Genomic DNA, 17,874 nt, shown 5'->3' with positions numbered 1-17,874 from the left:
AACAGATACGTCTAATTACTCAGCAGCAGCTTCAACAACTTCAACTAGAGTCCAAGACTTAGTTTTAGAAATTGGGCGGCTTTCTTTGATAGTCACAACGTCGCCAGTTTTAGCTGTGTTGTTCTCATCGTGAGCGTGTAATTTAGTTGAACGGCGGATTGATTTGCCATACAACGGGTGTTGAACGCGGCGTTCGATAAGTACTACGATAGACTTGTCCATCTTGTCGCTTACTACTTTGCCGGTTAACGTGCGAACTGTTTGTTCACTCATTGTCCGTTCCCCTGTTTTTCGGTAAGGAGTGTCTTGATACGAGCAATTGTCTTACGAGTAAGCGCAACTTCATGCGATTTACCCAATTGACTAGTTGCTTTTGCCATACGAAGACGGAATTGGTTTAGCTGTTGCTCATCAAGCAAAGCTGTCAACTCTTCTACCGACTTTTCACGTAGATCTTTAGTTTTCATTACATTACCGTCCGAGTCACGATAGTGGTTTTAAACGGAAGTTTAGCAGCTGCAAGCGTAAACGCTTCGCGAGCCAATTCTTCGTTAACACCATCAATTTCGTACAAGACTTTACCTGGTTTGATTTGGCAAACCCAGTATTCCACAGAACCTTTACCTTTACCCATACGCACTTCAAGAGGCTTAGAAGTAATCGGCTTGTCTGGGAAAACACGGATAAAGATCTTACCACCACGTTTAATACGACGGCTGATTGTACGACGCGCTGCTTCAATTTGACGAGCAGTCATTTGACCACGCTCAACAGATTTAAGTGCGATTGTACCAAAAGATACCGAGCTACCGCGGTGAGCTAGACCAGTGTTACGGCCTTTCTGCACTTTACGGAATTTAGTACGTTTAGGTTGTAACATGGATTATTCTCCTTTTTCAGCAGAACGATCATTGCGACGACCACGACGCTCTTGACCTTCACCACGACCACGACCACGTTTAGCTGGACGTTCTTCAGCTGGAGCTGGGTTCATGACTTGTTTCATGCCACCCAAGATCTCACCACGGAAGATCCAAACTTTAACACCAATGGTACCGTAAGTCGTTTCAGCACGCATAGTTGCATAGTCGATGTCTGCACGAAGTGTATGCAAAGGTACACGACCCTCACGATACCATTCAGTACGAGCAATCTCAGCACCACCTAAACGGCCTGATACTTCAACTTTAATACCTTTAGCACCAGCACGCATTGTGTTTTGAACCGCACGCTTCATAGCACGACGGAACATTACACGTTTTTCTAATTGAGAAGCGATTGCTTCAGCAACTAAACGAGCGTCTAAGTCTGGGCGATCAATTTCATTGATACTTACTTGCGCTGGAATACCCATAATCTGAGTAAGTTCACGCTGTAATTTCTCAATATCTTCGCCTTTTTTACCGATCACGATACCAGGACGTGCAGTGCTAATTGTTACTTTAGCAGCGCCCGTAGGACGTTCGATAAGAATATTGCTGATCATCGCATTCTTAAGTTTTTTAGTTAAAAACTCACGAACTTGAAGATCTTTAAGCAAGTATTCAGCGTATTGTTTCGGACTCGCATACCAGTTGGCGTTATGACGTTTTACAACACCAAGGCGGATACCGATTGGATGAACCTTCTGACCCATATCAAACCCCTACCTTAACGGTAATGTGACAAGTACGCTTAGTAATACGATCTGCACGGCCTTTAGCACGTGGCATAATACGCTTAAGGCTAGTGCCTTCATCAACGTAAATCGTAGTAACCTTAAGGTCGTCTACATCTAAACTGTTATTGTGTTCAGCGTTTGCAATCGCAGATTCCAATGCTTTTTTAACCAAAACTGCAGCTTTTTTGTTGCTAAAGTTAAGAATATTAAGCGCGTGAGCAACAGATTTGCCACGGATTAGGTCTGCAACCAAACGAGTTTTTTGTGCCGAGATAGCGGCACCGCGTAATTTAGCAGTAACTTCCATCATAGCACCTTAACGTTTAGATTTCTTGTCAACACCGTGACCACGATAGGTACGAGTTGGCGCGAATTCACCAAGTTTGTGACCAACCATATGTTCAGATACGATCACTGGAACATGGTTACGGCCATTATGTACAGAAATTGTTAAACCAACAAAATCTGGGAGGATCATCGAACGACGCGACCAAGTTTTGATCGGCTTACGGTTATTAGCCGCGATAGCCGCTTCAACCTTAGCGAACAAGTGCGCATCGACGAATGGGCCTTTTTTCAGAGAACGAGGCATTGTCAGATTCCTTTACTTGTTACTTAACGCGACGGTCGCGAATAATCATCTTAGTCGTACGCTTATTGGTACGTGTTTTGTACCCTTTAGCTTTTTGACCCCATGGGCTTACAGGTTGAATACCTTTGCTACGACCTTCACCACCACCGTGCGGGTGATCTACTGGGTTCATCGCCATACCACGAACGGTAGGACGAACGCCACGCCAGCGTGCTGCACCTGCTTTACCAAGTGAACGAAGGTTGCTTTCTTGGTTAGAAACTTCACCAAGAACTGCACGGCACTCAACGTGAATTTTACGCATTTCACCAGAACGTAAACGAACGATGGCGTAAGAACCGTCACGACCCAACAACTGAACTGAAGTACCAGCAGAACGAGCTAATTGCGCGCCTTTACCAATTTTAAGTTCAATGTTGTGAAGAGTAGAACCGATAGGCATGTTGCGAAGCGGTAAACAGTTACCTGGACGAATTGGTGCATCGTTACCAGATTGAACTTTATCGCCAGCGCGAAGGCCTTTAGGCGCGATGATGTAGCGACGCTCACCATCAGCATACAATACTAGTGCAATGTGTGCTGTACGGTTAGGATCGTATTCAATACGCTCTACAGTTGCAGGAATACCATCTTTGTTACGTTTGAAGTCAACTAGACGATAGTGCTGCTTGTGACCGCCACCAACGTGACGAGTCGTGATGTGACCGTTGTTATTACGACCACCAGTACGTTTTTTAGCTTCAACCAACGGAGCATAAGGCGCGCCTTTGTGAAGATGGTCGTGAACGACTTTCTCTACAAAGCGACGTCCAGGAGACGTTGGCTTACATTTTTGAATTGGCATAATTCTCGTCCTTATTCCGCTGCGCTTTCAGCGGTATCGCCCAAGTCAGCCATTTCAACATCTTGGCCAGCTTTCAGGGTGACGTATGCTTTTTTAACATCAGAACGACGTCCTAATGTTTTACCAAAGCGTTTAGTCTTACCTTTAGTGATCGTTGTGTTAACTTTAACAACTTGAACACCAAACAATTGCTCAACCGCTTTTTTGATTTCAAGTTTGTTTGCATCAAGTGCAACTTTAAAAACTTGAACACCAGCAGTTTCACCTAAAACTTGTGCTTTTTCTGAGAATACAGGTCCTTGTAGGACTTGATAGATACGTTCGTTGTTCATCCGAGTTCTACCTCAATTTTCTTAGCAGCAGCTACAGACATAACAACTTTATCGAACGCGATCAAGCTAACAGGATCGATAGCAGCAGCATCAACCACATCAACGTGTGGAATGTTGCGCGCTGCAAGGTATAGATTCTCATCTACAGCTTCTGTAACGATCAATGCGCGAGTAGCATTCAAGTCGTTAAGTTTTGCAAGCAACTCTTTAGTTTTTGGAGCAGCAACAGCAAACTCTTCAACTAATACTAGACGATCTTGGCGAACAAGTTCAGCTAAGATACATTGCATTGCACCGCGGTACATTTTGCGGTTAACTTTTTGAGACCAATCTTGTGGGCGAGCAGCAAAAGTTTTACCACCACCTACCCAGATTGGGCTACGAATAGAACCCGCACGAGCGCGACCAGTACCTTTTTGACGGAATGGTTTTTTACCACCGCCAGAAACGTCTGCACGTGATTTCTGAGCTTTTGAACCTTGACGGCCACCAGCTAAATAAGCGGTAACAACTTGGTGTACAAGAGCTTCATTGAATTCACGACCGAACGCAACTTCTGATAATTCAACAGCAGAGCCGGAAACAGTATTTAAATTCACGTTATTTCCCCTCAGGCCTTGATCGTAGGACGAACAGTTACGTCACCGCCAGTAGCGCCAGGAATCGCACCTTTTACTACTAAAACTGAACGTTCTGCGTCGATAGATACAATTTCTAGACCCTGTACAGTTACGCGTTCAGCACCTAAATGGCCAGCCATTTTTTTGCCTTTGAATACGCGACCAGGAGTCTGGTTTTGACCTGTAGAACCTAGAACACGGTGAGAAACTGAGTTACCGTGAGTTGCGTCTTGCGTACGGAAGTTCCAACGCTTAACACCACCTTGGAAACCTTTACCTTTCGACTGGCCAGTTACGTCAACAACTTGACCCACTGTAAACAAGTCTACACCGATAGTTCCACCAACTTCACGACCTTCAAGATCAGCTTCTGTTGCACGGAATTCTTGAACTAAACGACCAGCAGCAACACCCGCTTTAGCGAAGTGACCTTTCTGAGCGTTAGTTACGCGAGATTCGCGACGTTCACCAGTAGTGATTTGAATCGCTTGATAACCATCAGTTTCAAGCGTTTTGATTTGAGTGATGCGGTTAGGATCAACCTCAATCACTGTAACAGGCACAGAAACACCAGCATCTGTAAAGATACGTGTCATACCGCACTTGCGACCGACTAAACCAATAGCCATGTGCATAAACCTCTAAAAAAGCGGCCTAATTAACTTAGAGAGTTAATTAACCCGAAAGCCTTAACCCAATGCGATCTGAACATCAACACCAGCTGCAAGATCCAACTTCATCAATGCATCTACAGTTTTGTCTGTAGGTTGAACGATGTCGATCAAACGTTTGTAAGTGCGGATCTCGTATTGGTCACGCGCATCTTTATTAACGTGTGGTGATGTTAAAACGTTAAAACGTTCAATGCGTGTAGGCATTGGAATTGGACCACAAACCTGTGCACCAGTACGTTTTGCTGTTTCTACGATTTCTTGAGCTGATTGATCAATTAGACGGTGATCAAAAGACTTAAGACGGATACGAATTCTCTGGTTAGACATACCAGTAAACTCCAAGCCAAATATATAAAGAATCACTCTTGACGCATCTCACCCCACTATTTAAGGTAAGTGTCAAGAGCAGTGAAATATCACTAAGGTCATGATCGATGCCACGACTGTCACGATGTTAACTACTTTATTCGTAGCCAACCCCCTTTCATTAAAGGGTCGCTCATTATAGCCATTGTTTAATGCATAAGCAAATTGATTTTCGAGTTTTTACAATATTTTCAATTTGTTTGCATTTTCAGTAGCTTAAAAAATCATCAATATATTGTTTGTCGGAGCACATATTCAATAGCCCTGTTAAGAATCTGATTTCCTTCAATAAAATTTAATTTAGGTGTTTTTTTCAATTCTGTTTCCGCGGTGACATAACGCCCTGAAAATTTACTCAACTCATCATCATTCTCTAAAAACAAGTCTAATGTTTCAGGTGTGATTTCTGGGTGAAACTGAAAACCCAATACGTTTTTGCCAATTTGGTACATTTGATTACGACAGATGGTATTTTCTGCCAAATGAATAGCCCCTTTAGGAATTTCAAACGTTTCACTATGCCATTGCATTACATTAAATTGTTCTGGTAGCTCAAAACATTCTATTGGCACATGTTGAATTTTCCGTACTGTTGTCCAACCTAGTTCCTGTTGTTCATTTCGACTCACAGCAGCCCCAAGTGCATTTGCAATCAACTGCCCCCCTAAGCATAGCCCAATGACAGGTTTACCTGATGCCAAATACCGACGTAACCAACGTTTTTCTATCTTTAGCCATGGATAATTTACTTCATCATTAACGCTCATTGTTCCCCCCATAATGATAAGTAAATCCACATCTTCAATGTTGGGTAAAGCTTCAATTTCCAGAGCCTGATCAACGGGTAATGCAAAAAACTCCGTTGCACTTATAACAGCACCTTGCTTTTTCAAATATTCATAACAACTACCGAACCCTTCACCAGCAATATGCTGAAAATAATGTACTTTTAAATGCGACTTCATGCGCTTAAGCCTTCTTTTATGCTATCTCTTCAGATGGTTTAGCAAAATTGAAGCCAACTTTTTTATTTTGCTGAGCTTTACTTACATTTACTCAATTTTCTAGCCTATTTCATCACTTTCTCTTAAGCTAAAACAATTTAGCGCTTTATGTTGAGTCGATTCGTGAAGAAAAATCCGCAAACCGCTTTAATCCATGCACCAAGACAAGCCCCGCAATCCATTTCAACCATTCAACCTCCCCTCTATCGTGCATCAACGATCATTTTTAAAAATACCGATGCACTATTTAATCGCCATTGGACAGATGAATATGATTACAGTTATGGCACCCATGGCACTCCTACCACATTCACATTGGGCGATAACATTGCACAAATTGAAGGGGGTAAATATTGCTTACTGGCACCCAGTGGTTTATCCGCCATTAATCTAGTCAATTCATGTTTTCTCAGTCAGGGTGATGAAGTTTGGGTTGCAGACAATATTTACGGTCCGAACATGGAGCATCTGCGCAATCTGGAAAAGCGCTATGACATTACGGTCAAAGTCTATAACGCCATTGATGTGAACTCATTTCAGCCAACGGAAAAAGCAAAACTAATCTGGTTAGAGGCAGCAGGCTCAGTCACTTTAGAGTTTCCCAATTTAGCTGGACTTGTTAAAAAGGCACAAGCACATAACATACTCACCGCTTTGGATAATACTTGGGGAGCAGGTCTTGCCTTTAATGCTTTTGATTTTAGTGATGCACATTTAAGTGTCGATATGACCGTACATGCCCTAACCAAGTACCCCAGCGGTGGCGGTGATATCTTGATGGGTTCTGTGGTCACACGTAAGCAACATTTGCACCATCAATTATTTCGAATGCATGCCATTCAAGGCATTTGTGTATCGGGAGATGATGTTGCTCAAGTGCAGCGCAGTCTGGCCTCGATGCGTGTTCGCTATGCTGCACAGTCGCAAAGTGCAATACAACTCCTCACTTGGCTAAAGCAACGACCTGAATTTGTACAAGTTTTACACCCAGCAGATCCGAATACTGCAGGTCACTCCTTTTGGAAAGATATTTGCATAGAACAACACAGTGCAGGTTTGGTCAGTGTGATTTTTAAACCAGAGTTTAACTTACAAGATATTCGTCATTTTTGTGATGCCTTGTCTTTGTTTAAACTGGGTTTTAGCTGGGGTGGTCCCGTCAGTTTAGTGATGCTCTATGATCTCAAAGACATGCGTCTGCTTGAACATACACATTTACAACAAGGTTTATTGGTTCGCTTTTGTATAGGACTGGAACATCCTAACGATTTAATTCAAGATATAGAAAACGCACTAAAACAATTGAATAGCCATCACAAGAAAACCGAATAGGAAGAAATATGAGTACACCGATTATCATTGCAAAAAAAACCAGTGATACCCAACAAGACGTGGTTCTACATTCAAAATTTGCTAACCGCCATGGCTTAATTGCTGGTGCAACAGGGACAGGCAAAACCATCACTTTAAAAGTATTAGCTGAAAGTTTTTCACGACTCGGTGTACCCGTGTTTCTGGCTGATGCCAAAGGTGATGTTTCAAGCTTAGCCCAAGCAGGAACAGCCAATCCTAAGTTTGATGAACGTATCAAAAGCTTAGGTATTGATAGTATTCCGTTTGCCGCATCCCCTGTAGTGTTTTGGGATTTATTTGCTGAACAAGGTCATCCTATTCGTACAACAATTACAGAAATTGGCCCATTACTTCTAGCGCGCATGCTGAATTTAAATGATACTCAGGAAGGTGTCCTTTCTGCGGTGTTTCGTATTGCGGATGATCAAGGTCTACTATTGATCGACTTTAAAGACTTAAAAGCCATGATTAGCTATGTCAGCGAACATGCTGCTGAGTTTAAAGCAGAATATGGCAATCTATCGCCTGCTAGTCTTGGTGCCATTCAGCGCAATTTACTGGCTCTAGCCGATCAAGGTGGTGATCAATTCTTTGGTGAACCTAGCTTAAATATTCTCGACTTTATTCAAACCGACAGTAATGGACACGGCTATATCAATATTTTAGCTGCAGACAAGCTGATGAATACGCCGAAGTTGTATGCAACCTTTTTATTGTGGATGCTCTCCGAACTGTTTGAACAGCTCCCTGAAGTGGGTGATATGGACAAGCCTAAACTGGTGTTCTTCTTTGATGAAGCGCATTTATTGTTTGATAATGCCAGTGCAGCACTACAAGAAAAAATTGAACAGGTGGTCCGTCTAATTCGATCTAAAGGTGTGGGGATCTACTTTGTCACCCAAAATCCTCTTGATTTACCCGAAAGCGTTTTGGGGCAGTTGGGTAACCGTATTCAGCATGCGTTGCGTGCTTTCACCCCAAAAGACCAAAAGGCTGTAAAAACAGCAGCAGATACCTTCCGTGCCAATCCTGAATTTAAGGTTGAACAAGCCATTACCGAACTAGCTGTCGGGGAAGCGCTGATTAGCTGCCTTGATGAGCAAGGTACACCGCAAATTGTAGAACGTGCATGGGTCATGCCTCCCTACTCATCGTTCAGCCCGATTAGCCCTGAACAACGTCAGGTCTTAATCTCACAAAGTATTGTCGCTGGCATTTATGAGAAAACATTAGACCGCGAAAGTGCCTTTGAATTGTTACAAAACAAAGTCGCTGAACGCCAACAACAAGCGGTACAGATAGAGCAAGAAAAACAACAAGCCAAAGAACAAGAGCAGCTCGCAAAACAACAAGCCAAAGAAGCGGAAGCAATTGCCAAACAACAAGCGCGTGAACAGGAGCGTGTTGCCAAAGAACAGCAAAAAGAAGCTGAGCGCTCAGCTAAACAGCGTGAGAAGCTAATTCAAGACACAGTCGGAACCTTTGCCAAAAGTGCAGCACGTAGTCTGGGTGGCAGTACTGGACAGAAAATTATGCGTGGTATTTTAGGGTCTATTTTTGGTAAGTAATGCGCGCCTAACTGCTTACAACCTTCATTCAACGTCACCAATTTTTGGTGACGTTTTTTATGTACGACGATTAAATACTCCATTACAACATGACGTCATCTGCATATAACTTGGCATGATCGGATGTCAGAAAGCTGGACTCAATCACTAAAATTCAATCATCAAGTTAGATCAACAAAGTATTGAGGATAGTGAAATGAATAAAGCCCAAGAACAAGTGGTATTAATTACAGGCGCATCATCAGGCATGGGTAGAGCATTTACACGCGCCTTATTACAACAAGGCGCCCTCGTATATGCTGTAGCACGTCGTCTTGAAGCAATGAATGAGCTAAAAATACTCGGCGCTCGTACATTAAAAATGGACATCAGCCGATCTGAAGATATTCATCAAGTCATCCAACAGATTGAACGAGAAACCCAAGGTGTCGATATCCTGATTAACTGTGCAGGATTTGGCTTATACGGTGCCATGGAAGATACGTCGATTGCAGACGCCCGCTATCAATTTGAAGTGAATCTGTTTGGCATGGCTGAATTGACCCAACAAGTTTTGCCCGCCATGCGCCAAAAAAATAAAGGGCGCATCATCAACATCTCCTCTATGGGTGGCAAAATTTATACGCCGCTCGGCAGTTGGTATCATGCCAGTAAACATGCTGTTGAAGGCTGGTCAGATTGCCTACGTCTAGAGCTGAAAGCTTTTAATATTGATGTGGTTGTGATCGAACCTGGTGCGATTAATACTGAATTTGCCGACGTCATGCTCCAACCCATGCTCTCACGTTCAGGTACAGGTGCTTATGCCCACATGGCGCAATCGGTTGCCCATGCTACCAATGAATCGGTGCGTAAAGGTGAGCTCTCAGATGTACAAGTCGTGGTCGATATGTTGATAAAAGCCGTTAATGCAAAGCAACCAAAGACCCGATATGTGGGTGGCAAGTATGCCAAACTCATGATTTTTGTGCGCAAATGGTTTGGGGATCGTATTTTCGATATGATGGTCATGTCAGTCGTTAAATAAAGCCAGCGACTCATTCACATGAAATCACAATATCTAATGCAGGGGTTGCCGCCATGAAATATGCAACAAAGTTTGTACTGCAACCTAATTGGAGGCTTTTTTTGATTGATTTAGGCATCCGACCTGAAGATGTAGTTCGACAAGCTGCCCTGCCATTAGATGCGTTTAACCGTGAAAAAATGGAACTCACACCACAACATTATTTTCAATTTTGGGAAGCTGTTGAGCATATTGCAAATATTGAGCATTTACCGCTTAAAATCGGGCAAATGCTCTCAGTAGAACTTTTCGATCCCGCCATTTTTGCGTGTATATGCAGCCCCAATTTAAGCGTTGCTTTGGAACGCATAGCGCTGTTTAAAAAATTGATTGGCCCTATTCATCTAAATACAGCAACCGATGCTCAGCAAATGCGCTTAGACATTGAGTTCTATCAAGTCGGCGCAGCCATTCCCCAAAGTCTGATACTGACAGAATTGGTCTTTTTTACGCAGTTGGCACGATTATGCCTGCGTAGCCATATTATACCACTAGCAATCACTTTACCTGAGCTCCCCGAACAACTCACGCCCTATCGAGACTACTTTGGTGTCACCCCAAAGAAAGGCTCAAAAATTTCGATCAGTTTTTCACACGTAGACTGCACCAAACCCTTCTTGACAGCAAACCCAACCATGTGGGCATTTTTTGAGCCCAATCTCAGACAAAATCTGCTGAATTTAAACAATGCGGTGCAAACCCAAGAAAAAGTAAAAACAATTTTACTAGAATATTTACCTGCTGGATTTAGCCGAATTGAGGATGTCGCAGAAAAACTGACGCTCAGTAAGCGTAGCTTACAACGACTTTTAGAGGAAGAGCAGACCAACTTCCAAAGCATTTTGGATAACACGCGCCAAGCTCTAGCCGAACACTATCTCACCCGCTCCTCAATTAGCCCTAGTGAGGTCTCTTATCTACTCGGTTTTCAAGAAGTGAACTCTTTTGCTCGCGCCTTCAAAAAGTGGACAGGCGAAACGCCCTATGCTTTTCGACATCGCTATTCATAATCAAATAATAAAAAGACCTCTTGATGAATCAATACCTCACGCCTTGTCACCATTGAACACTAAAGAAAATCTACGTAATCAGTTGAAGAAACGCTAAATGAAACATCAATTCCATATAATGTTTCATAGAAATATAAAAAACATTCCTATAGGCGCAATAATAAACATCCCAAAAGAGCAAACGAAGATATTAAAAATGTTAAAGAATTCACCATCACATCAAAAACTTTCCTATACGCCTGAAAATATTTTATCCTTTTAGTATAAAGATGTATTTACATTACATCTTTAAAGGTATATTTTTAATACATCTTATAAATGATAGCCAAGAGAGATCAACCATGACTCCGCAGCAAATTGACCTTGTAAAAGCAACTGTTCCTGTCCTCCGTGAAAACGGTGTCGCGCTCACAGGTTATTTTTATAACCGCATGTTAGGTAATAACCCTGCTTTAAAAGAAACCTTTAATATGGGTCACCAACGTAGCGGTGCTCAAGCTCAAGCTTTGGCTGGCGCAGTGTTAGCTTATGCCGAAAACATTGAAGATCCTTCTGTATTGCTTCCAGTGGTTGAGCTGATTGCACATAAACATGTGAGCTTGAATATTCAAGCTCCTGATTACAATATTGTTGGGGAAAATCTGCTACATTCCATCAGCGAAGTTTTAAGTATTTCAATGGAAGACCCTTTAATTGGTGCGTGGGCTGCTGCTTATGGTCAGTTGGCTGACTTATTCATTAGCACCGAAAAGGCAATTTATGAACAGCATCAACAAACCAAAGGAAGTTGGTTAGGCTGGCGCAACTTTAAAATCGCGAAAAAAGTGGTTGAAAGTGAAGAAATCACCTCTTTCTATCTTGCCCCTGTAGACGGTGGTGATTTACCACAATATGAAGCGGGTCAGTACATTTCAGTACGTGTATTTGTTGAAGAACTTGGCCTAAAACAACCACGCCAATACACCCTTTCAACGAGTCCTCAAGCAGATTATTTACGCATCTCAGTTAAACGTGAAGATGAAAAAGGCGACTTGGTTGCAGGCTGGGTTTCAAATACTCTACATGGTCTGGACGTTGGTGCCGAAATTGAAGTCTCTGCACCAACAGGTAACTTCTACCTGATTGATCCAAACAAACGTAATGTCTTTATTAGTGGTGGTGTGGGTCTCACCCCAATGGTGGCAATGCTGAATCAATTGGTGACTTTAGATATGCCTCAGCCTGTAACCTTCATTCATGCATGTCGTAGTAAACAAGTGCATGCCATGAAACAGCACATTCATGACTTAAAAGCGAAGTACCCTCGCCTAAGTACCTTTACTGCTTACGAGTTTCCACATCAAAGTGATATTTTAGGTCAAGACTTTGATGCGAAAGGTCGTCTTGATTTGAGTACCATTGATAGTGCGATTCTACCAACGCAAGCAGATTATTATTTATGTGGTCCAATGCCATTTATGGCTGAGCAACAAAAAGCTCTGATTGCCCGTGGTGTTCCTGCCGAAAATATCCACAGTGAAGCTTTTGGTACAGGTGGTGTTCATCACTAACTGATGCCATCGGCATAAAATAGAGTGGGTTAGTCAGGTTATGCTAGACTAGCCCTTTGTTTTTTGCGTATCGACGATTAATACCCTCATGCAGCTCAATAAATTTACAGATTATGCTTTGCGAATTCTGATGTATGTCTCTCAGCCGAAAGCGCTGCCACATACCATTGCAGAACTTGCTCAAGCACTTCAAGTGTCTGAAAATCACTTGATGAAAATCGTGCATTTTATGGCAAAGCAGCAATGGATTATTACCGCACGCGGTCGTGGTGGTGGGATTCGACTCAACCCAGAAACCCTACATTTAAGACTAGGGCAGATTGTGCGGGTTTTACAAGCCGATCAAAACATAGTTGAATGCAATACCCCGCCCTGTGTACTCCGCTCTAACTGTGGTCTGAAAGGTATTTTAGATAATGCCTTAGATGAGTTTTACAACAGCTTAGACCAATACACCCTAGCTGATGTGCTTGGTACCCCTTCGCAGAATAAGTTTGCAACACACTCCCCGATTAGCTTGATCAATCTTGTAGACTGAAGTCTTTTCTCGACAAGATTGCCGACTTTATGTTGCAAAGGTCGATTGCCTGCCCGACTTCTATTATAATGGCTGATTGTAGATCATAAATTGAAGTTGAGTTATGCACCACAGCCGAGGAAAATCCAAAAACAGTAAGATTGCTGCTGCCCCAAAGCAAAAAATTAGCTATGAAAAAAAGGTAGATTCTGCAGTTACTGAATATGCTGTGCGCGCTCTCAACTGGCTGCGTAAAGCCGAGTTTTTAATGAGTGCCCCGAAGCTCAATCTTTGTGTTGAAGATACAGGTTATGAAATTGCCTTTGCGGGTCGTTCAAATGCAGGTAAGTCTAGTGCTATCAATGCCTTAACCAACCAAAAGCAATTAGCTCGTGCCTCGAAAAGACCGGGTCGTACGCAGATGATTAACTTTTTCAGTCTGGGGAATCCTGACCAACGTCTGGTCGACTTACCCGGTTATGGTTATGCAGCCGTGCCTGAAGCGATGAAAATCGTGTGGCAAAAAGAGTTAGAAAACTACCTGATTCAGCGTAAAAGCTTACAAGGCTTAGTATTGTTAATGGATATTCGTCATCCGCTACAGCACTTTGACGTGATGATGTTGGAATGGGCTTATTCGCGTAAATTGTTTGTGCATGTACTACTCACCAAGTCCGACAAACTCAACCGTGGCCCTGCTTCTAAGGCATTGCAAGAAGTTAAAGCCCAATTGAAAAAGATGAAATTGGATTTCTCAATTCAATTGTTCTCCTCCCTCAACAAACAAGGTCTAGAAGAACTGGCGAGCGTGATGGGTGGACGCCTGAATTTCACTTTAGATCAAGCTCAACACTTTGATTTAAGCAGCATTCCAGATGCGACAGCAGATGAGTTGGATGCAGACGAATTCGATGAAGATACTGAAGTAGCTATGGATATTGACGCTGAAGATCGTATTGAAACCAAAGGCGATGTTGAAACCAAACCACAGTCTGAGGCTTAAGTTTTAAACGCCATTCGATAAAAGCATCATCTATTGCTGTATCTGTGTCCCCTATTGCTAATCACAATCGGGGACTTTTTTTTATACTGAATTTATTCAACTCGTGAAAAAGTTCAACACATATAAAAATAGGTCAGCATATGAAATTATGGTCTCGATTGAAAAAAAACAAAATTCGCTCCTCGATTGCCTACACCATTAAGCCCCGAAAAGTTAAATTTGAATGGCAAGACAGCCCGATTGATTGGATTCCCAACCAACCATTTGCCAGTTATTTCATCAATGAAATTAATATGATCCTACCCGCAGGTGAGTTTTGGTTCTGCCGCCTCTACAACAAAGTCTTACCGCAAATTAGCGATGAAAAGCTGAAGCAAGATGTACAAGCCTTTATCCGCCAAGAAGCCATGCATGCGCAAGCACACAACTCAGCCAATAAAGAGTATCTCAGCCAAAGAAAGATTGATGTCTCCCGTAATCTAGAGTTGATGGATTTCTTATTTGGAAAATTACTGGCCGATAAACCCCTTGATCTAACTGTACCCAAAGCACTTGAACACCAGTGGGATTTGTTTCGACTTGGCATTATTGCGACGGTGGAACACATGACCTGCGTACTTGGCAAATATGCACTGTATAACACTGAATGGGAGAAAATGGGCGCAGACCCTGCTATGTTGGACTTAGTGAAATGGCACGGCGCAGAAGAAATTGAACACCGTACCGTCGCATTTGATTTGTACCGACATTTAGGCGGTGGCTATATTGCACGTTATTATTTGAGTCTCGTCGTGATTGCTGCCGTTCTCGGTTTATGGGTCGATGGTGCAGCCCATATTATGAAACAAGATGACCGCTTTAAGTCGATTCAACCCAGTCTGTTTAAACCTTGGATTTGGCGTGAATGGTTCTCTATTTCCAAGCGGAATCATCAAGTACTACCAAGCCCGCTCTGGTTAGTGTCACAACAGTTCGGCTATTTGGTGCCATGGTATGACCCTGTACACGAAGCCAAAACAGAAGATGCGATTACCTACTTAGACCAATCCCCTGCGGCAAAACGTGCCATGCTCAAAGTCGCTTAAATCCAAAAATAAAAAAAAGCAGCTCAATCGGCTGCTTTTTTATTCTAGAGCAAGACTTAAGATGAATTTGATAAATTCGGTAAAGGAGCATCCAGGTCTTGGGTATGTCGATCGACCACCACACTAATCATCATGTCGCCTTGTACATTGACCACGGTACGCACGGTATCCAGTAAGCGATCTATCGGCAATAAAATCGCAATCGCTTCCGCAGGAAGCCCGACAGACTGCAATACCATAATCATGGTCACCATGCCTGCACTCGGAATCCCGGGAGCTCCTAAAGAAGCAATCATCGCGGTCAGACACACCACCAACTGTTGACTCAAGGTCAAATCAAGTCCCATCAAGTTGGCAATAAACAAAGCTGCCGCCGCCTCATACAGTGCAGTACCATCCATATTGAGCTGCGTCCCCAATGGAATCACAAAGCCCGCCGTTTGCGGACGTACACCGAGATTTTCTTGCGCACATTTCAGTGATAAAGGCATAGTCGCCGAGCTTGAACTGGTGGCAAAAGCAGTAATTAAGGCCACACGCGTGCCTTTAAAAAAGGTGATCGGATTCATCTTGCCAAAAATCCACAGCAATAGCGGCAAAACCACCAGACCATGAAAAATGGTGGTGCCCGTTACCACAGCTGCAAACTCGGCCAAACGGCTCAATACCGAGATGTCTTCAGTGGCAATCAATTTGGCAAGTAAGGCAAAAATTCCCAGTGGTGCAAGCTTCATCACCCACCCAATCATCAGCATCATGATGTCAAAGAACTGCTGACTCAGCTTACGCACAGTACGGAATTGCTCTCCACCTTTAACCAGTGCCACACCTATGAACAACGCAAAAACCACCACCGCCAAAACATTGCCTTCGGCAAAAGCTTTAAACGGGTTAATCAACGTATTTTGAATAAAGTTGGTGAAGAACGAAGATGGAGTGAGGGTATCTGGAGTTTGATGATTCGCCATGGCATCTTGAAACATCGCGATATCGACACCTTTGCCGACTTCAAACAAATGCGCGCAGCTTAAACCCAATATCAAGGCCAAAGTGGTGGTGGTGACACAGCATGCCACCGTAATTTTCCAAACACGAGAGAGCTGTCCGCCCGCCTGTAAGTTGGATACCCCCACCACAATTGAGCTAAAAATGAGGGGAATCAGAAGCATTTTTAATAAACCGATAAAAATACTACTGACCACTCCAATTCCATACAAACTCATTTCTAAAAAAGCGGTTTCAGGAAATAGATTTAAAACAAACCCGAAGACGACCCCAAAGATCGCTGCAATTAGAATTTGCGTGTTTAAGCTCATAGCTTCATGCTTTTCAAAGATTTCTTTGGGAAACTATGCCATGTGAACCGGCTAGAATCGAGGATTTTTTTGTCACAAGTACTGCACATTTCCCCATATACCTATCACCAAAGGTGAGACCATGACAATTGAAACTCAACTCATAGCTCAGCTCTGACCACCTTTCAGTCGTAAAATCAGTCATAAAAAAAGCTGAGTCATATCACTCAGCTTTTTCCTATACTCAGGCTTTATTGGGCTTCAATTTCACGGAGCCGAATCAAACCTTCTTGCGTAGTGCTACACACCAGCTCACCATTTTGCCACATCCGACCAAAGTTTAAACCACGTGAACTGGCACTCACTGTGGCGTCCATGTCATATAGCATAAACTCATCTACACGAAATGGTTTATGGAAATACATAGCATGGTCGATACTCGCACACTGCAAACTTGGAGACAAATAGCTTAAACCATGTGGACGCAGTGCCGTAGTCATTAAGGTAAAGTCTGAATAGAATGCCGCAATCGCTTGATGTAACGAAACCTCATCTACCTCAGTTGCAATGCGGTCATGCGTACGAATATAGTGTGCATAGACAGGCGCCTCTGGCTGCGGTTGATATGGGTTTTGTGGATTGATGGGACGAATCTCCACATGCCGATCTCGCATGAAACTTGCACGCACATTTTCAGGCACAAACTCCACCATCATTTTTTTCAGTTCAGCCTCAGACTTTAGCGACTCTGGTGCTGGGTATTCAGGTTCGCTAATTTGATAGTTCAGCCCTTCTTCATTGTCAGCAAAAGACACCATACACATAAAGATGGTTTTACCATGTTGAATGGCACGCACTTGACGGCTGACAAAACTACGCCCATCACGAATCCGATCGACTTCATAGATAATCGGTGCGTTTACGTCACCACCAAATAAAAAGTACGCATGTAAAGAGTGTGCAGGACGATCTGTGGTATATGATGCTGCACGCAGTGCCTGACCTAAGACTTGCCCACCAAAAACACGCTTCCCAACCAAATTACGGCTTTGTCCACGAAAGATGTTTTCCTCAATTTTTTCGAGGCTCAGTAATTCAACCAACTCTTGGGTTAAAGCATTCATAAACAACCTACTTAATGGTGAGATACCCAATATTTCTGTAAAGTAATAGGTATCATATATAGAGTATAAAACCTATTTTGCCATAAATTCTGACTAAAACCCTAGAGATTGCTTGACTGAGATGTCACAACTTTTTTTCGTTATTTTTGACTAAAAATACGATTTTTAACGATAAAATTCACCATATAAAACAAATTTGTCAGGAAATGAC

21 protein-coding genes and 1 pseudogene are annotated in these 17,874 nt (G+C 42.9%); 8 read left to right on the top strand and 14 right to left on the bottom strand.

The features are described 5' to 3' along the window. Nucleotides 1-15: 15 nt before the first annotated feature. The 12 genes and pseudogenes from rpsQ to GBI16_RS03185 form a co-directional block, all read right to left on the bottom strand. Entirely contained in the window at nucleotides 16-273 is a 258-nt protein-coding gene (gene rpsQ, locus GBI16_RS03240; RefSeq protein WP_004691314.1) for a 30S ribosomal protein S17, read from the bottom strand. Next, complete coding sequence (gene rpmC, locus GBI16_RS03235; RefSeq protein ID WP_151706517.1) at nucleotides 270-467, bottom strand: 50S ribosomal protein L29; 198 nt, start codon at nucleotides 465-467, stop codon at nucleotides 270-272. Before rpmC ends, rpsQ begins: the two co-directional genes overlap by 4 nt. Next, nucleotides 467-880: a 50S ribosomal protein L16 gene (gene rplP, locus GBI16_RS03230; protein ID WP_004691317.1), complete on the bottom strand. Its 414-nt coding sequence runs from the start codon at nucleotides 878-880 to the stop codon at nucleotides 467-469. Before rplP ends, rpmC begins: the two co-directional genes overlap by 1 nt. Then, nucleotides 820-1,636, bottom strand: a pseudogene (gene rpsC, locus GBI16_RS03225) (30S ribosomal protein S3). Before rpsC ends, rplP begins: the two are co-directional and overlap by 61 nt. A gap of 1 nt (nucleotide 1,637) precedes the next feature. Then, on the bottom strand, nucleotides 1,638-1,967 hold the full coding sequence (rplV, locus tag GBI16_RS03220; RefSeq protein ID WP_004691320.1) for a 50S ribosomal protein L22: 330 nt from the start codon (nucleotides 1,965-1,967) through the stop codon (nucleotides 1,638-1,640). Between the two features lie 9 nt (nucleotides 1,968-1,976). Then, on the bottom strand, nucleotides 1,977-2,252 hold the full coding sequence (gene rpsS, locus GBI16_RS03215) for a 30S ribosomal protein S19 (RefSeq protein WP_004281508.1): 276 nt from the start codon (nucleotides 2,250-2,252) through the stop codon (nucleotides 1,977-1,979). A gap of 19 nt (nucleotides 2,253-2,271) precedes the next feature. Then, on the bottom strand, nucleotides 2,272-3,096 hold the full coding sequence (gene rplB / locus GBI16_RS03210) for a 50S ribosomal protein L2 (protein WP_004691322.1): 825 nt from the start codon (nucleotides 3,094-3,096) through the stop codon (nucleotides 2,272-2,274). An 11-nt stretch (nucleotides 3,097-3,107) separates the two neighbouring features. Continuing rightward, nucleotides 3,108-3,428 carry a 50S ribosomal protein L23 gene (gene rplW / locus GBI16_RS03205; protein ID WP_004691323.1) on the bottom strand — a complete coding sequence of 107 codons (321 nt, stop codon included), beginning with the start codon at nucleotides 3,426-3,428 and terminating at the stop codon, nucleotides 3,108-3,110. Continuing rightward, nucleotides 3,425-4,027, bottom strand: coding sequence for a 50S ribosomal protein L4 (gene rplD / locus GBI16_RS03200; RefSeq protein ID WP_086208953.1), 603 nt, complete (start codon nucleotides 4,025-4,027; stop codon nucleotides 3,425-3,427). Before rplD ends, rplW begins: the two co-directional genes overlap by 4 nt. 11 nt (nucleotides 4,028-4,038) lie before the next feature. Further along, nucleotides 4,039-4,677 carry a 50S ribosomal protein L3 gene (gene rplC / locus GBI16_RS03195; RefSeq protein WP_086208954.1) on the bottom strand — a complete coding sequence of 213 codons (639 nt, stop codon included), beginning with the start codon at nucleotides 4,675-4,677 and terminating at the stop codon, nucleotides 4,039-4,041. A 60-nt stretch (nucleotides 4,678-4,737) separates the two neighbouring features. Beyond that, the gene (gene rpsJ, locus GBI16_RS03190; protein ID WP_000070912.1) at nucleotides 4,738-5,049 is read right to left on the bottom strand and encodes a 30S ribosomal protein S10; all 312 of its coding nucleotides are present in this window, start codon (nucleotides 5,047-5,049) and stop codon (nucleotides 4,738-4,740) included. A gap of 266 nt (nucleotides 5,050-5,315) precedes the next feature. Beyond that, complete coding sequence (locus tag GBI16_RS03185) at nucleotides 5,316-6,053, bottom strand: type 1 glutamine amidotransferase (protein ID WP_086208955.1); 738 nt, start codon at nucleotides 6,051-6,053, stop codon at nucleotides 5,316-5,318. 162 nt (nucleotides 6,054-6,215) lie between these two features. Here GBI16_RS03185 and GBI16_RS03180 point away from each other — a divergent pair, with 162 nt between their 5' ends. The 8 genes from GBI16_RS03180 to GBI16_RS03145 all read left to right on the top strand — a co-directional run bounded on the left by GBI16_RS03180 (nucleotide 6,216) and on the right by GBI16_RS03145 (nucleotide 15,244). Then, nucleotides 6,216-7,424: a PLP-dependent transferase gene (locus tag GBI16_RS03180; protein ID WP_086208956.1), complete on the top strand. Its 1,209-nt coding sequence runs from the start codon at nucleotides 6,216-6,218 to the stop codon at nucleotides 7,422-7,424. Nucleotides 7,425-7,432: 8 nt separating this feature from the next. Continuing rightward, nucleotides 7,433-9,013 carry a helicase HerA-like domain-containing protein gene (locus GBI16_RS03175; RefSeq protein ID WP_086208957.1) on the top strand — a complete coding sequence of 527 codons (1,581 nt, stop codon included), beginning with the start codon at nucleotides 7,433-7,435 and terminating at the stop codon, nucleotides 9,011-9,013. 196 nt (nucleotides 9,014-9,209) lie between these two features. Then, the gene (locus tag GBI16_RS03170) at nucleotides 9,210-10,040 is read left to right on the top strand and encodes an oxidoreductase (RefSeq protein WP_086208958.1); all 831 of its coding nucleotides are present in this window, start codon (nucleotides 9,210-9,212) and stop codon (nucleotides 10,038-10,040) included. 53 nt (nucleotides 10,041-10,093) lie between these two features. Further along, complete coding sequence (locus tag GBI16_RS03165; protein WP_151706516.1) at nucleotides 10,094-11,089, top strand: AraC family transcriptional regulator; 996 nt, start codon at nucleotides 10,094-10,096, stop codon at nucleotides 11,087-11,089. Between the two features lie 341 nt (nucleotides 11,090-11,430). After that, nucleotides 11,431-12,639 (top strand): NO-inducible flavohemoprotein, encoded by a 1,209-nt coding sequence (hmpA, locus tag GBI16_RS03160; RefSeq protein ID WP_151706515.1) that lies wholly within the window; start codon nucleotides 11,431-11,433, stop codon nucleotides 12,637-12,639. A gap of 88 nt (nucleotides 12,640-12,727) precedes the next feature. After that, the gene (locus GBI16_RS03155) at nucleotides 12,728-13,177 is read left to right on the top strand and encodes an Rrf2 family transcriptional regulator (RefSeq protein ID WP_086208961.1); all 450 of its coding nucleotides are present in this window, start codon (nucleotides 12,728-12,730) and stop codon (nucleotides 13,175-13,177) included. A gap of 103 nt (nucleotides 13,178-13,280) precedes the next feature. Continuing rightward, nucleotides 13,281-14,159: a ribosome biogenesis GTP-binding protein YihA/YsxC gene (yihA, locus tag GBI16_RS03150; protein WP_119064786.1), complete on the top strand. Its 879-nt coding sequence runs from the start codon at nucleotides 13,281-13,283 to the stop codon at nucleotides 14,157-14,159. A 140-nt stretch (nucleotides 14,160-14,299) separates the two neighbouring features. Next, on the top strand, nucleotides 14,300-15,244 hold the full coding sequence (locus tag GBI16_RS03145; protein ID WP_110974067.1) for a metal-dependent hydrolase: 945 nt from the start codon (nucleotides 14,300-14,302) through the stop codon (nucleotides 15,242-15,244). Between the two features lie 56 nt (nucleotides 15,245-15,300). Here the strand turns inward: GBI16_RS03145 and GBI16_RS03140 are convergent, their stop codons facing one another. After that, a complete protein-coding gene (locus GBI16_RS03140) occupies nucleotides 15,301-16,560 on the bottom strand; it encodes a dicarboxylate/amino acid:cation symporter (protein ID WP_151706514.1) in 1,260 nt (419 codons plus the stop codon). A gap of 230 nt (nucleotides 16,561-16,790) precedes the next feature. Further along, complete coding sequence (locus GBI16_RS03135; RefSeq protein WP_086208965.1) at nucleotides 16,791-17,663, bottom strand: acyl-CoA thioesterase II; 873 nt, start codon at nucleotides 17,661-17,663, stop codon at nucleotides 16,791-16,793. Nucleotides 17,664-17,874 lie beyond the last annotated feature (211 nt).

Source organism: Acinetobacter sp. TUM15064 (genome assembly GCF_008980265.1).
Classification (GTDB): domain Bacteria; phylum Pseudomonadota; class Gammaproteobacteria; order Pseudomonadales; family Moraxellaceae; genus Acinetobacter.
This window is presented reverse-complemented; position numbering and strand designations above follow the sequence as displayed.

Excerpts from the sequence above, each read along its gene's own strand:
- rplV (WP_004691320.1), bottom strand. The coding sequence starts at position 1,967 with ATGGAAGTTACTGCTAAATTACGCGGTGCCGCTATCTCGGCACAAAAA.
- GBI16_RS03145 (WP_110974067.1), top strand. The coding sequence starts at position 14,300 with ATGAAATTATGGTCTCGATTGAAAAAAAACAAAATTCGCTCCTCGATT.
- yihA (WP_119064786.1), top strand. The coding sequence starts at position 13,281 with ATGCACCACAGCCGAGGAAAATCCAAAAACAGTAAGATTGCTGCTGCC.
- rplW (WP_004691323.1), bottom strand. The coding sequence starts at position 3,428 with ATGAACAACGAACGTATCTATCAAGTCCTACAAGGACCTGTATTCTCA.
- GBI16_RS03170 (WP_086208958.1), top strand. The coding sequence starts at position 9,210 with ATGAATAAAGCCCAAGAACAAGTGGTATTAATTACAGGCGCATCATCA.
- rpsQ (WP_004691314.1), bottom strand. The coding sequence starts at position 273 with ATGAGTGAACAAACAGTTCGCACGTTAACCGGCAAAGTAGTAAGCGAC.
- rplB (WP_004691322.1), bottom strand. The coding sequence starts at position 3,096 with ATGCCAATTCAAAAATGTAAGCCAACGTCTCCTGGACGTCGCTTTGTA.
- rplC (WP_086208954.1), bottom strand. The coding sequence starts at position 4,677 with ATGGCTATTGGTTTAGTCGGTCGCAAGTGCGGTATGACACGTATCTTT.
- GBI16_RS03135 (WP_086208965.1), bottom strand. The coding sequence starts at position 17,663 with ATGAATGCTTTAACCCAAGAGTTGGTTGAATTACTGAGCCTCGAAAAA.
- GBI16_RS03140 (WP_151706514.1), bottom strand. The coding sequence starts at position 16,560 with ATGAGCTTAAACACGCAAATTCTAATTGCAGCGATCTTTGGGGTCGTC.
- GBI16_RS03185 (WP_086208955.1), bottom strand. The coding sequence starts at position 6,053 with ATGAAGTCGCATTTAAAAGTACATTATTTTCAGCATATTGCTGGTGAA.
- GBI16_RS03155 (WP_086208961.1), top strand. The coding sequence starts at position 12,728 with ATGCAGCTCAATAAATTTACAGATTATGCTTTGCGAATTCTGATGTAT.
- rplP (WP_004691317.1), bottom strand. The coding sequence starts at position 880 with ATGTTACAACCTAAACGTACTAAATTCCGTAAAGTGCAGAAAGGCCGT.
- rpsJ (WP_000070912.1), bottom strand. The coding sequence starts at position 5,049 with ATGTCTAACCAGAGAATTCGTATCCGTCTTAAGTCTTTTGATCACCGT.
- GBI16_RS03175 (WP_086208957.1), top strand. The coding sequence starts at position 7,433 with ATGAGTACACCGATTATCATTGCAAAAAAAACCAGTGATACCCAACAA.
- rpsS (WP_004281508.1), bottom strand. The coding sequence starts at position 2,252 with ATGCCTCGTTCTCTGAAAAAAGGCCCATTCGTCGATGCGCACTTGTTC.
- rpmC (WP_151706517.1), bottom strand. The coding sequence starts at position 467 with ATGAAAACTAAAGATCTACGTGAAAAGTCGGTAGAAGAGTTGACAGCT.
- GBI16_RS03165 (WP_151706516.1), top strand. The coding sequence starts at position 10,094 with ATGAAATATGCAACAAAGTTTGTACTGCAACCTAATTGGAGGCTTTTT.
- hmpA (WP_151706515.1), top strand. The coding sequence starts at position 11,431 with ATGACTCCGCAGCAAATTGACCTTGTAAAAGCAACTGTTCCTGTCCTC.